15 protein-coding genes are annotated in these 12,523 nt (G+C 55.2%); 5 read left to right on the forward strand and 10 right to left on the reverse strand.

What is annotated here, in order from left to right:
• Positions 1-8: 8 nt before the first annotated feature.
• From WBK23_RS19940 to WBK23_RS19960, 5 genes are all read left to right on the forward strand, one after another.
• Positions 9-296 (forward strand): DUF2282 domain-containing protein, encoded by a 288-nt coding sequence (locus tag WBK23_RS19940; protein ID WP_424485669.1) that lies wholly within the window; start codon positions 9-11, stop codon positions 294-296.
• Between the two features lie 3 nt (positions 297-299).
• Complete coding sequence (locus WBK23_RS19945; protein ID WP_424485670.1) at positions 300-1,169, forward strand: DUF692 domain-containing protein; 870 nt, start codon at positions 300-302, stop codon at positions 1,167-1,169.
• Positions 1,166-1,897: a putative DNA-binding domain-containing protein gene (locus WBK23_RS19950; RefSeq protein WP_424485671.1), complete on the forward strand. Its 732-nt coding sequence runs from the start codon at positions 1,166-1,168 to the stop codon at positions 1,895-1,897. Before WBK23_RS19945 ends, WBK23_RS19950 begins: the two co-directional genes overlap by 4 nt.
• Before the next feature lie 930 nt (positions 1,898-2,827).
• Positions 2,828-3,871: a DUF262 domain-containing protein gene (locus WBK23_RS19955; RefSeq protein WP_424485672.1), complete on the forward strand. Its 1,044-nt coding sequence runs from the start codon at positions 2,828-2,830 to the stop codon at positions 3,869-3,871.
• Between the two features lie 95 nt (positions 3,872-3,966).
• A complete protein-coding gene (locus WBK23_RS19960) occupies positions 3,967-4,527 on the forward strand; it encodes a hypothetical protein (RefSeq protein WP_424485673.1) in 561 nt (186 codons plus the stop codon).
• Positions 4,528-4,959: 432 nt separating this feature from the next.
• Here the strand turns inward: WBK23_RS19960 and WBK23_RS19965 are convergent, their stop codons facing one another.
• From WBK23_RS19965 to WBK23_RS20010, 10 genes are all read right to left on the reverse strand, one after another.
• A complete protein-coding gene (locus WBK23_RS19965; RefSeq protein WP_424485674.1) occupies positions 4,960-5,319 on the reverse strand; it encodes a hypothetical protein in 360 nt (119 codons plus the stop codon).
• 78 nt (positions 5,320-5,397) lie between these two features.
• Complete coding sequence (locus WBK23_RS19970; RefSeq protein ID WP_424485675.1) at positions 5,398-5,628, reverse strand: hypothetical protein; 231 nt, start codon at positions 5,626-5,628, stop codon at positions 5,398-5,400.
• Positions 5,629-5,794: 166 nt separating this feature from the next.
• On the reverse strand, positions 5,795-6,217 hold the full coding sequence (locus WBK23_RS19975; protein ID WP_424485676.1) for a hypothetical protein: 423 nt from the start codon (positions 6,215-6,217) through the stop codon (positions 5,795-5,797).
• Complete coding sequence (locus WBK23_RS19980; RefSeq protein ID WP_424485677.1) at positions 6,217-6,471, reverse strand: hypothetical protein; 255 nt, start codon at positions 6,469-6,471, stop codon at positions 6,217-6,219. The genes WBK23_RS19975 and WBK23_RS19980 overlap by 1 nt, the downstream gene beginning before the upstream one ends.
• Entirely contained in the window at positions 6,471-6,950 is a 480-nt protein-coding gene (locus WBK23_RS19985; protein WP_424485678.1) for a hypothetical protein, read from the reverse strand. Before WBK23_RS19985 ends, WBK23_RS19980 begins: the two co-directional genes overlap by 1 nt.
• Positions 6,947-8,941, reverse strand: a complete 1,995-nt coding sequence (locus tag WBK23_RS19990) for a hypothetical protein (protein ID WP_424485679.1) — start codon at positions 8,939-8,941, stop codon at positions 6,947-6,949. The genes WBK23_RS19985 and WBK23_RS19990 overlap by 4 nt, the downstream gene beginning before the upstream one ends.
• Before the next feature lie 210 nt (positions 8,942-9,151).
• A complete protein-coding gene (locus WBK23_RS19995; RefSeq protein WP_424485680.1) occupies positions 9,152-9,286 on the reverse strand; it encodes a hypothetical protein in 135 nt (44 codons plus the stop codon).
• Positions 9,287-9,305: 19 nt separating this feature from the next.
• Positions 9,306-10,238, reverse strand: a complete 933-nt coding sequence (locus tag WBK23_RS20000; protein WP_424485681.1) for a phage integrase N-terminal domain-containing protein — start codon at positions 10,236-10,238, stop codon at positions 9,306-9,308.
• Positions 10,239-11,392: 1,154 nt separating this feature from the next.
• Entirely contained in the window at positions 11,393-12,121 is a 729-nt protein-coding gene (locus WBK23_RS20005) for a replication initiator protein A (protein WP_424485720.1), read from the reverse strand.
• A 128-nt stretch (positions 12,122-12,249) separates the two neighbouring features.
• A complete protein-coding gene (locus tag WBK23_RS20010) occupies positions 12,250-12,492 on the reverse strand; it encodes a hypothetical protein (protein WP_424485682.1) in 243 nt (80 codons plus the stop codon).
• Positions 12,493-12,523 lie beyond the last annotated feature (31 nt).

Raw genomic sequence — 12,523 nt, forward strand, 5'->3', positions numbered from 1 at the left:
AGCACCTTATGCAAACGCTTAGTACCTGTCTGGCCCTGTCGCTGGCCAGTGCCTTGCTCGCCGCCACCCAGTCAGCCAGTGCCGCCAATGCTCCGGTCAATGCCGGCAAGGAAAAGTGTTACGGCATCTCGCTGGCCGGGCAGAACGACTGCGCCGCCGGGCCCGGCACCTCCTGCGCGGGCACCTCGAAGATCGACTATCAGGGCAACGCCTGGAAGCTGGTCCCGGCAGGCACCTGCCTGCAGATAGAAACGCCGTTCGGCAAGGGCTCGCTCGAGCCCGTGCAGCGGCCCTGAACCATGAGCGGTTATGCGCTCCGTGGCGGTGCCGGTGTGGCGTTCAAACCGGTGCATTTTGAAGCCCTGCTGGCCAACCCCGGGCGCGTCGACTTCATCGAGGTTCATGCGGAGAACTATTTCGGAGAGGGCGGCTTGCTGCATGCACAGCTCGCTGAACTGCGCCGGCACCTGCCGCTGTCGGTGCATGGTGTGGGCCTTTCGCTGGGCGGCGTGGAACCCTTGGATGCTCCGCATCTGCAACGTCTGCGCCGGCTGTGCGAGCGTTACGAGCCCATGCTGCTGTCCGAGCATCTGGCCTGGTCTGGGCACGCTGGCCAGTACCTGGGGGATCTGCTGCCGCTGGCCTACAACGCCGCCACGCTGCAGCGGGTGAGCTCGCGGATACAGCAGGTGCAGGAGGCACTGGGCCGCACGATCCTGATCGAGAACCCGGCCGCTTACCTGCGCCTGGACGAGTCCGGCATGAGCGAGGTGGAGTTTCTCCGCCAGCTCTGCCGGGCCACCGACTGTGGCCTGCTGCTGGACCTCAACAATCTGCTGATCAGCTGCCACAACTGCGGCGGCAACCCTGACAGTTACCTGAAGGCATTGCCATCAGAACGGGTAGGGGAGTTGCACCTTGCAGGGCACACTCAGGTGCAGATCAACGGAGGCACGCTGCTGATCGACGATCACGCCAGTGCAGTGGCCGATGACACCTGGGCTTTATATGTGCAGTGGCTGCTGCTGGCCGGCCCACGCCCTAGTCTGATCGAATGGGACCGCGAGTTGCCCGCCTGGGGTACCCTGGCGGCCGAAGCCGATTGCGCTCGTGCTCTGCAGCAGAGTCCCTACATGCCGCCCTGTGCCTCCCGGGAGACACCCGCATGACGCCCATTGCACTGGAAGAATTTTCCCTGGCAGTGCATAACGCCGATGCCGTGCCACTGCATCTGGGCGAGTGTGGTGAAGGTGCCTTTGCCCAGCGTTTTGCCATTTACCGCAACAACGTCAGAGCGTCCCGCACGGAAGCCCTGCGTCAGGGGTTTCCGGTGCTGGCGCGGTTACTGGGGCCGGGCTATTTCACCGCACTGGCGGCGGTATTTATCCAACAGCATCCACCACGCTCGGCCGCACTGCATGAGTACGGGGCTGAGCTGGCCGACTATATCGCCCATTTCCAGCCCTTGAGTGCGCTCGGTTATCTGGCGGACATCGCCCGTTTGGAATGGGCTCGTCTGTGTGCTTTCCATGCTGCGGACACGCCCGTGATGAGCATTGCAGAGATGGACTTGGCGACCCTAAACGAGTGGCTCGTGCAGCCTCTTCGCTGGCATCCCTCGGTGACACTGCTGTGCTCGGATCATCCGCTGTACCGCTTGTGGGCCAGCCAGCACGGGGCAGTTGCAGCACCTTCAGCCCAGGACTGGCCGGCGGAAGATGTGCTGGTCTGGCGCCAGGGGTTGCTGTTGCGCACCGAGCCGCTCGATGCGGTGAGCAGTGAGCTACTGCAGATGGCTACCCAGCCAAACCGCTTGCCAACCGCGCTGGCTGAGCATCCGGAGTGGCTTAGCCGGCTAATACAGCTGTTGCACTGGCAGGTGTTCTTGGCCGAATGAGCTGATCACGGATTTTGCTGGGGAGCAGGTCCGGTCGCGCGCAGGCGAGCAGATCTTCTATGAGTGCTAGCGGGTCCGTGAGCCGGTGTATTTCTCCGCCGATTTCGAATCACTGCAGAGTCCAGGCGGGCGGTTGAAATGCGCACTGGCATTCACTGACTGATCGAGAGGCTGGGCATGTATGAAGGTTGCGTGGTCGGCTTTATGCGCGAGATCCTTTGGGTTCGAACTGCTAGTCCGGAGCTCAATGCCGCGAGAAGCTGTGACCAAAGCTGTGACTAGATAGCTTTGAATTCCCCGTATACGAAAAAGGCCCACCTTGCGGTGAGCCTTTTTCGTTATTTCGTATGGTGCCGGCACCAAGAATCGAACTCGGGACCTACTGATTACAAGTCGTAGCCTAATGCACCGAGGCCCGTCCAGTCTAGCCCCTACAAGACCCGGGTACAACAGCCTAAACCCCTGAATATACTGGGGTTTGACCTGTTTTTTGCCGGTTAGCCCCAACGAGCACTGTACCTCTGCTGTACCTTTTGAGAGCTAGGCTATAGCAGAGTCATCTAGCTCCTTGTTCGGGACCGATGCCGCCTCATTGTGAAATGGCACTGGTCTGACCAGGCAATGGCATTCTTGTTGACCACCCATTCGCGCTTGACGTGACATGGTCCGTCTCCAAGGGCGCAGGCAGAAACTGGACAGAGGCAACCATTAACAAGATGAAAGAAGGAGCCCGCTTCAGGGAGGGCTTTTTCAGATGTTTTTGGAGTCCGTTCTACCTCCATTCATTTCGAGTTTTAAGGACTAAACGTATTGGTCCAAACTATCTTTTATCGTAGTATGAGCATCAAACCCTAAAGCCCTGACGCTAATATAATTAAGTGGCGGCTCAACAGTAAGCAGTAACGCTTATTAAATTAAAGGAACCAATTTATGAGAATGGATGAAAGTCGATATTCCGTTGCCGAGATTATTGAAATGCTGGGGCGAAAAGACCTTGTCGCCAACAAAGAGTACCAGCGCGGATCAGGGATATGGCCAGCAGGCCCTAGAAGTTATTTCATTGATACTGTGTTAAGCGGCTTCCCTTTCCCGAAGATATATTTTTACGAGTATCTTGATAAAGCCTCCCGAAAAACCAAGCGCGAGTTGGTAGACGGCCAGCAGCGGATATCTTCGATAGTTTCTTTTGTAGAGGATAAGTTTGCGTTAACCAGTGTTTCAAAGAAGTACGCTGGCATGCGTTTCTCGGATTTGCAGCAAGATGTTCAGGATGAATTCTTGTCATATCCGGTCTCCGTGGACGTAATAAGAAATGCGACACGGCAAGATATTCTGGAAATGTTTAAAAGAATGAATGCCTATACCCTTCCATTAAACGATGCTGAAAAAAGACACTCTACCTATCAAGGTGAGTTCAAGTGGATGATAAATAACCTCTGTACGGATAATACGGAGTTTTTTGCAGGCTTCAATATTCTGGCAAGTAGAAGCCTTGTTCGAATGGCGGATGCGGAGCTACTTTCAGAAATGATTTTGGCTACCGAGGAGGGAATAACTTCCTCCAGTACCAAAAAACTGAATGAGCTTTATGAAAAGTATGATGAAAGGCTTGATAATGCAGGTTTCTTGGTAGGTCTCCTGCAAGAGTTTATCGATTTCTATGCAGAAATACTGATTGATAACAGAGAAACATTCCTTTCGAAGCCGTATGTCGTTCACTCGTTATTCTGTGCCGCATTCCATAATAAATATGGGCTTCCCGGCTTTGAGCAGGCCTCTGGTCTTGCGCCGATTGGGGAACTATGCGAATCGAAAGAACGCGCATTACCTAAACTCCTTGATATGGCTTATGCACATGAGACCAAGGACGAAACACGGTACGGGGAATATGTGCGTGCCTGCTCTGGAGGTACTAATCGGGCGCCAAATCGGCAAGTACGTACAATGCAGCTTGCCCTCGCACTCAGGACTTAATTATGAATTTGGCGAGGGCCTATCTTAACTTGGAGCGTAGGCTTTCGTGGGCGGACGAAAGCTTTCGAAGCCAGTATCGACTGGCCAATAAGGCTATGACAAATGAAGAAGTTTTTTTTCTGAATGGCCTTGTAGATTACGTTTGGCAAGCATGGAATAGATTTTCCCGCGAGTACTTCTTTAACTGCTGCATGGGATGCTACACAAAAAATGGCGTCCAGATAGCTGCCGCCAACAACTTACAACCTGTAAGCGAAGAGCGAATTTCCTATATCTCTACAATGCTATCTCGCCCGCACAAAATCACCGCGAGTGGCCTTAACTCAACCCTGAGGATCGAGCCAACTTGGGGGGATATTGATAAAATAATTTCATTGTCCGCCCTTTGCCAGTTATCAAACCATGCGAACGTGACGGCATCTTTTGGGGGTGGTCTATTAGGCCCTAAGCACTTGCAGAAAGTGCGTAACGCTATCGCTCACTTAAATAGAGAAACACATAGTGATGTTATGAGTCTGGCAAGCCTTTATAAGTCTAGCAAGTTCAGGCATCCGGTGAGTTCTGTTTTCTGGCGAACCACTGATACCGACTTGTACGCGCTTTCGGCCTGGATCGAAGATATGATTTTGATTGCTGATATCGCAACAGAGGCTTAAAGGAAAGAGACGCAGGCACATTCTGCCTCCCCTTTATTCAATCGCGACTCTGCGCATTCTCATCTACCGGTTGAGGTGAAGATCCCCAGCGAGCAGGCTTTCTAGGTAGTTTTTCCAGTTCGCTGTTCCACTGATCTTTCATCGGATGTTGATCGATTATGGTCCCGATGCTCTTTCCACAGTGCTTGCATACAACAGCTTGAAGCTGGATTTGCTCGGCGCAGTAGGGACACATCTTGAGAGTATGTGCTGGCTGAGCGGGTACTCGCCTCGGCGTCGCGGGCATGGCTGCTGCAAACAGCAGAGCTAGGGGGCCAAATAAGCATCCCAAGAGAAACCACCCGATAGCGCTGCGCCCCTTGGCCAGGGCGACAACTGCGCATATCACTCCCATAAGCAGCCAGAAAGCTACAAAACCCATAGCGGATGTCCTTATTCCGGTTTTTTGAGTGGTTGCCACGATTTCGGGAGGCCTGTGCCTAGGCCACAGTTCAGGCACTCTAAGCCTTTCTCGTCGACGGCCCGCACGAAGGCATAGGTTTTGCCCTTTGTGTTGGTGAGCAAGAGCTTCTCGGCCTTACTCTCGGCGCTCCAGACCTCTGCGCGTATGACGCGGTCCGTGATCATATCCACCTGTGCAACTGTTGCTTCGCTTCCTGCAACCTGTATCAAAACTAGCGGCCCCATGAACCCACTGACGGCTGAATAGCTACCGTCATAGTCATTCCCACAGCCGGCCAGGACGGCCATAGCTGCAGCAAGGGCGCAGGCTCTCAAGTGTTTTGCGGGCATATATCTACTCCATGTTGGCTACTACTTGGCGCATCCTCGCGCTAAATCGCTGTGACAGAAGCCCTGTCAGGTGAATATTCAATCCGCTAGCTGGACTTCGAATGCGCCCAGGCCGAGCTCTTCAATCAGAGCGGCGAGCTTGTCGAGGCTTTTGAATGTGCGGTTACCACCGCGTTGTCTCTGGAGGGCGTGTAGCTCGCCTCCGAGCTGGACTTGCAGCATCCAGCCATCATCGACCTTCTTAACCAAGGTGCGCTGGACAATATCAAAAGCCGCGTACTGGCGCAGATACGCTTCTTGTACTGGCATGAGCCACCTTTTTCACGGTGCTGAAAAAGCGAAGGGAGGAGCCCCGCAGGTCCTCCTCCCTCTCACTAACAGCATGAGCCTCTACATACTCTGTTGCGCTGTTGTGGCCAGTATATTGCTGCTGCACGTTGCGTCAATAGATGATTTTTTATAAATCAAAAATCATCTATTGATTTATCTCCAGCGCTACTCCGAGCTCGCTGGCCAGTCGCTTTCGCTCGAGCACCTTATCTGCAGTGGCCTGCGACCAGCAGCTTTCTGCAAGTTCCTTCCGTGCCTGTGCCTCGGCTTCGCCCAGGATCTGCAGCAGCACCGCCCGGCTCAGCGGCTCATCTGTCATAAGGGCGATAGCTCGGAGGCGGTATCGCTCTGGAGTGTCTGCTGGCAGTAGAGGGCTGCAGACCATCAGGTTTATCTCCAGCACCTGCAAGCCTGCATTCAGAGTTGACCTCCAAATTGAGTTGGCCAGTGCCTCCATTGCCATTTCTGCGTTTTCGCCAAGGGTCGCAAACAAGGCGGCCCTAGCTGCCGCATCACCGGTGAGCAAGGCGACGAGGCGCAGGGGATCTCGTGCTTTTCCGAGACTCATTAATTTCCTCCAGGCGCTAATGCGGAAAGTAACAGGGCCACCGAAAGGCCCAGGAAAATGCTGGTGAACTGTTGCTCCTGGTTGGCCTGGCTGCGCTTGTGAAGCGCAGCTATTGCAGTAGCCGTGGCCATCAATAGGAGTGCCAGGTAGATAGTGTGTGCGGGGAATGCCGTTAACCACGAGAGTGCACTGGCTACCGGAATTGAGAGCAGCACCGATGCGAACCAGCTACGGCGGATCTTCGAAGCAGTCATCAGGCTTTCCCCGTGTAGGGCACGGTTACGGCCGGCAGCGCGGCTAGGGCGTGCTCATAGCGTTCTTCGTGGATCTCTTCCTGGCGAGCATCGATCCCGCCTCGCTTATTCAGCTCGCTGACGATCAGGAACCAGCTCGTAGCATCTAGATTCGGAGATCTGATTGGCCGTATTTCAATGGGTGTGCCTTCCATCTCAACTAGGTCATGGACGATCGCACTTAGCTGCGGTTGTTGGTGATGGGTATCGCCCCTGAGTAGCCAGCACAAGCCTTTGTGCAGGGTCGCTTGATCCAGGATGTAGCGGACGTCGATGGGGGTGTCCCAGTGTGTTGCGAAATCGGCTGTTAGCCAGGCAGGGAAGCTGAGCATTGTGGACTCCAGGATGTGTTCGAGCCGCATGTGTACTTCGTTGCTATGTGTGCCAGAAGCCATTTTCCATTCCCGGGCTGGGGCACTGAATATCGGTGCCGCGGTCATGTCGGGTCTTCCTCTGATGGCCGGTTCTTCTGGCTTCGAGGTATGCGCCCTGTGGCGAATCGATCACTGTTGCTGGCTGGTTGGCTTAGTTGGGGAGGGCGGGCGAGCCCGGGGTTGGGCTTCCAGTTGCGGGTTCTTGCAGATGAGTAGGCATCCTGCATGACGGTTGACCTGCCTGAGTGCCGTTCTGTTTGATTTGCGCCACCGCCACCGCCACCGCCACCGCCACCGCCACCGCCACCGCCATTGTTGGTGCTCGGCCTAGGGCGCTTACCTTTACTTGCGTCAGACCCAAGTCCTATTGAGGACAGAGATCTAGTGAGTAGATTGAGAGACGCATTGACCGCCTCTGGGCCAGAAACCGCAGCGCTTCTTGCAGTTCTAGCTAAGGCTCCAATGGAGACGCGAGTCATTGAGGCGGCTACCCAGGTGCCAGCAGCCAGAAGTACGCCGAAGACCATCTGCAGAGCGCCATAAAGTAAATCGAGGTCAGATCCACCACCTTGCCAACCTGCCGATAGTGCTGCTTGCGCCAGCGCAACCGAGCTCATCGCTACGGAAGCGGAAACCGCAAGTAGGTGAGCGAAGATGATGCACAGCACAGGGAAGAACAGCCTACCAATCCACTGGGCGAGGCTCTCTACCCCCATTATTGGAGACATGGCTAGTGCAATGGGGCTAGTAAGAAAGACCAGCCAGAAAAAGCCTGCTTGGGCGGCAACATATACAGGTAGAAGAGTCTGAAGCTCTAACCAGCCCAGGTATGACTTGAGCATCTGCCAACTGGCGACGGTGCCTGCAAAAAGGGTATTCCAATGGCCGGGCTGCTGTTCTGGCCCTCCGGCAAAAACGGCTTGCTGGATCTTCATCCAGGAGCGACCAGCTGCAATGGCGCCCGTATCGGTATCTGTGTTCTGTCCGTTAGAGGCTCGTCTGTCTCCGATCTCGGTGAGGGCGCGATATGCCTGTTCAGCTGCAAATTGAGCAACCTTGTAGGCCTCAACGCATGACGTGGGTTTGTATCCGGTCCCTGCTTCTTTTCCTCCTTCAGGAGCCCAGACCATTGCGTGAGCTATCAAGCTTTCACGAATATCTTCTGGTGCTTCTGACAGGCTGAGATAGTCGAGGCTGGCCTTGGACTGACCGGAGGCTAGCGCAGCCCAATGCTCCTGTGTGGGTAGGGTGTATGGCTGGGAGCCAGAGGGTACAAATGCCTGATTGCTCTTCTCTAGCGCCGCTAGGCCCTCTGCACGCCGTGTTCTGACCGCATCTGCATCTCGGACACTGTTGATCGTGTCCACGCCGCCCGTATTGTTGGAAAAAGGGTTGAGGGCGTCTGCTATATCAGCGAACCCACTACCGACAATTTTAATTTGGGCCCATCTGCTGACTTGGTCGTCAGGTATACCCAGCCCCGAGCCGCCAAGGAGGCCTATTGCGTGATAGGCCTGCACCTCAGTACTACTCGCTGAGGCAGCATAAAGTGTTCTAGGAGGGGAGCACTGCTCGTTGTAGTCGCGGATCAGTCTGCCCAGATCGCTATTGGCGTACTGGGCAGCAGTGCGTTGTACGCTGTGGTCGACCACGGCAGCTGTTGGAATGAACTGCCCATCAACATTCATCGTCGCCATAGTTTTACTGATGGCGCTATTAAGTGTCTGATTGAAGCTCATGATCAGGTTGTAACTGATGCGCTGTGCGTGCGTAGTCTGGACAGTAGCGCCGCTGGTCAGTGTAAGCATGGTGGGCTGAAGCCCGTAGGTGATCACCAGGAAAATCAGCACACCGCTAAACAACGCGCGGAATGGGCCGTCGAATGGGAGGCGAAACATGATGATGGTCAAGGCTAGGTAGCCAACAGCGATTAGCCACCCACTGATTTCAGCGCCAATCATCGTCACGAATGGCTCTGTAGCCAGAATTAGGAAGTCGACTACCCCATCGAACAATCCGAACAGCCACGATAGACCTGCTAACGATTTGCTATCCATTACGCGCCTCCTCCTTAGCCATCTGCGTTGCCTCGGGTGTTGGCGTTAGCCGATAGAAGAGCAGAAAACTCAGCACCAGGCCCGGCGTATGGACGAAGGGGCCCAGCCAGGGAAAGAGCGAGGGGCCGTTGATTGCTATCGAGGAACCGACGGCATAGCTTGCCGCGAGCAAGACCAGGCGTAGGGGTGAGATGTCATTCCCGAATAGCCTCATACCTGATGCTCCTGATCGGTTTCCTTTTTCCTTTCTTCAATACGGCGCTGTTTCTTGGTTTTCTTGCGTTTTCTCGGCGCGCTGCCGCCTTCGAGACGATTAAGCATATTCAGCAAACTGCGGATGCCCATGGCATTTTTCCTTGTGTTGTCAGGCGTTAGGGGAGCCGAGATAGGTGTTAGTGATTGCGACCCGCTCATGGCCGAGCTCGTGCGAGATAAGCAGCCTGGCTTCACGGTCACTAAGAGGGGGGGTTACTGCTGCTTCCGCGCTGGGAATGGCGACCTTTCCGAGCCAGCCGGACTCCGCTCCTGCGAGTAGCTGGCCGCTGATTGAGGCTTTTACGGCGGGAGCCTGTTTGCCAGTCAGCTCTAAATAACGGCGCTGCGCGTACATGTGCCGAAGCCCGTGCATTTTGCTGAGGCCGGCTGCAGCTATCTGGTGTTCGTACCGTTTGAGCTGTTGTTTGTAGCTGAGGTCAGATGGGATGAGGCTCCCCATGCGGGTGTGCGCATGCACCTCGGCGAGCAGCTCTTCCTGGGCTCGTGTACGAATCGGGATCTCGCGGGCTTTGCCGCCCTTGGTCCAGCTCCCCTTGAGCTCGAGGTGTCCGCCTTTGTCGGCCTGCGCCGCAATGAATTTGATCGACTCCTCTCGCCGCAGGCCGAACTCGGCTTGCAAGCGCAGGCTGAGTCGAATGTACGGGTCGGTAATCGCATCGAGGTTTGCTTTCGGAAGCTCACGGGCGCGGCTCTCTTTCGCGACATATGAGCGGCGAGCGATACCCAGGTCGTCGTTACTAATCCGAGCAACGCCGGCGCGACCGGCCTTTTCGCACGACCAACGCAGATGGGCCATACGGTTTTTGATGGTTGCTGCAGATACGCCTGAAGTTTGCCAATGCTGCACCAGGGCCCGCATGTGACGTTGGCCTAGCGTGTTGGCCCTCAGGTTCCGGTAGCCCAGCTCTCGCAGCTGGCGGGCGCTGAGGCTCAAAGTTGCCGAGCGGGCTGCCTGCGTTGCATACGAGCCATCACGGTTGTGTTTCTGTTGCTGGACGAAATCCCAGCCGAGCTTGTCCATAGGCACGATCCAATAGCTGATGAACGAGGTTCGAAACGCCAATTTCGAGGTAAGTGTTTGTTCCTGTCCCGGTCGCAGTGCGGCGGGAGCTGAGCTTTCGCTCAGGAGCGGAACGGCGTTTCACACAGACGGCCAAACGTGGCTCGCAACGACCAGCCCGGCAGCGGGCGGTGATTACGACGACAGGCGCTCAATCAAATCGATTAGCTGCACCGTCGATGTCTGCGGGCATGCGAGGCATGCCATTTCTCGTCGAGCGTGGATCGACAAACTCAATCCGATCTCGAGGATCGGAAGGGAACCCGAACGCCACGCAGCGTCGGGAGGGGTGGCTCAAACTGAGCGTTCCCTGGTTCTGAAAAATGTCCCATCCATTCTTCAGGCCGTTTACGCGGGGCACGACTCAGTTTTTTAGGTCCGGAGCTGGACCTTTTGCTCATTGTGAAAACCCCGACAGACGCTGAGCGAGCGGCTATCGGAGGGCGTTGTAGCGAACGGGTCGGTTGCCAAATCGACTCGCTTTTGCCGCTCTGTATACGCGCAATAGCCACGTAAGCAGGGCGGGCTGACGATGCTGCAAGAATGCTTGCCACGCATCGCCCCTTCGCCAGCCGATCAAAAAGCCTGAACAGAAATAGCTGACAGATTTGTTGATCGTACGGCTGGCGAATGAGGGTTCATCACCTAGCTGTCACTGCAAAATATCTGAATCTACGATCACTGCAACTCAAAATCGCGCAGGAAATTCGCATGGCCTGAAAGCCCCGAAAGTGCTGCTCTTTCGTTCTCCCAAGGCGCTTTTTTGCGGCCCGCTACGCGGGCCGTTGGGGGCCGCTACGCGGCCCTACGCTGTGCGTCACTACCCCATGGTAGTGACGCACAGCGATGAATCAGTGTGGTAACTAGCTCATCAAACTTCTGCTGCCACCCTGCCTGAACACAACAACCGTTGGGCGATTCGGAGATGAAGACTTAAGAGAAGTTGAGTCAAAGAGCTTGCTCTGAAAATTTCTTATAGATCATATTGTTAGATCGTTTTCGGTATCCGATGTACGGGAAATAATCTTCAATGTACGTTGCCGATGTACGGGTGTTTGTATCCCATGTACGGGGCATGTACCCGATGTACGGGTGGATGTACCCAATGTACGGATCTATCGTCGAGGGTTAATCAGTAGCAAAGGGCCGGACTCACCTCTGATCTCACGCAAATGAAATTCTGGAATCGAGTCGGTCTTAATCAGCTCGCGCAGCCGGGCGGAGAACTGGCTTTTCCCCTCTGTACTGCCACTACGTAGGTAAAGGGTTTCGAACCTGTATCGTGCCCCCTCCTGTGCAGCGAACCTGGCCACGCGGTAGATATAGCGGGCCAGTGAAGAACGAATAGAGAAATATGCTGGGTCAATGCGAAGCACGTTCGGTGTTCGACCACCAACTACCTCTGAGTGAAGCCACATCGGTAATGACAGTTCGACTACTGTGACCCGTGCGTCTGTTTCGATGATTTTGAACCCGCATATAAGCCCCTCTACAGAGGTTTCTACGACGTTCTTGCCGGTCTTGCGTCGGATCTCAACAGTAGTGGTTCTGAGTCGCTCTAGTCGCGCATACAGGCGGTCATACTGGTTCTGCCCATCTCCCATGAGCAGCTCGGAGCGGGGTATAACGATTGTCCGCCCGCCAGTTAGCGGGCCAGGCTCTGACTGATCCATTAGTCGCACTAAGTACCCGGTCGCCTTGAGCACAATGTCGTAATCCCAGGCCGTTGCCATACCCGCACTACCTGAGCTGAGCTTAACGAAGTCGCCGCCATCAAGCCTGTAAATGCGTTCCGCGTAAGGTTGCGGTTTCTTAGCCAGCTGAAACAGAGCCACGTCCATCACGATTCGAAGATCACGAGCTGAGACATCCCTGAGGATTGGCGCGTCCCGAGGCGATGGGTCCTGTCGCTGTTGTTGATTGATGCCTCGCTGTAATGCCTCGCGAGCGCTCAAGCTGAGGCGATTCTCAATCAACTCGCCTTCTCCCCAGCCAGCAGGGCAGCAACATCGGCAGCTGGAAAGTAGATTGACCGACCGAACCGAATCTTGATTGAGTTGAGAGCCGTAGCCAGCTGGCAGCCGGACGGGTGATAGAGGGTGTGATCCAGGGCTTTCTCGCTACGGTGTAGGAGTTCTGCCAGTTGCTTGCGCGTGATCAGCAGGCCATAGCGTTCGATCAATTGCTGTTCGAGATGTGCGGTTTCAATACTCATGCTTGCATCCGTTTTATGGGTGGATGCCTGA

It is taken from the genome of Pseudomonas sp. (genome assembly GCF_049653025.1).
Classification (GTDB): Bacteria; Pseudomonadota; Gammaproteobacteria; order Pseudomonadales; family Pseudomonadaceae; genus Aquipseudomonas.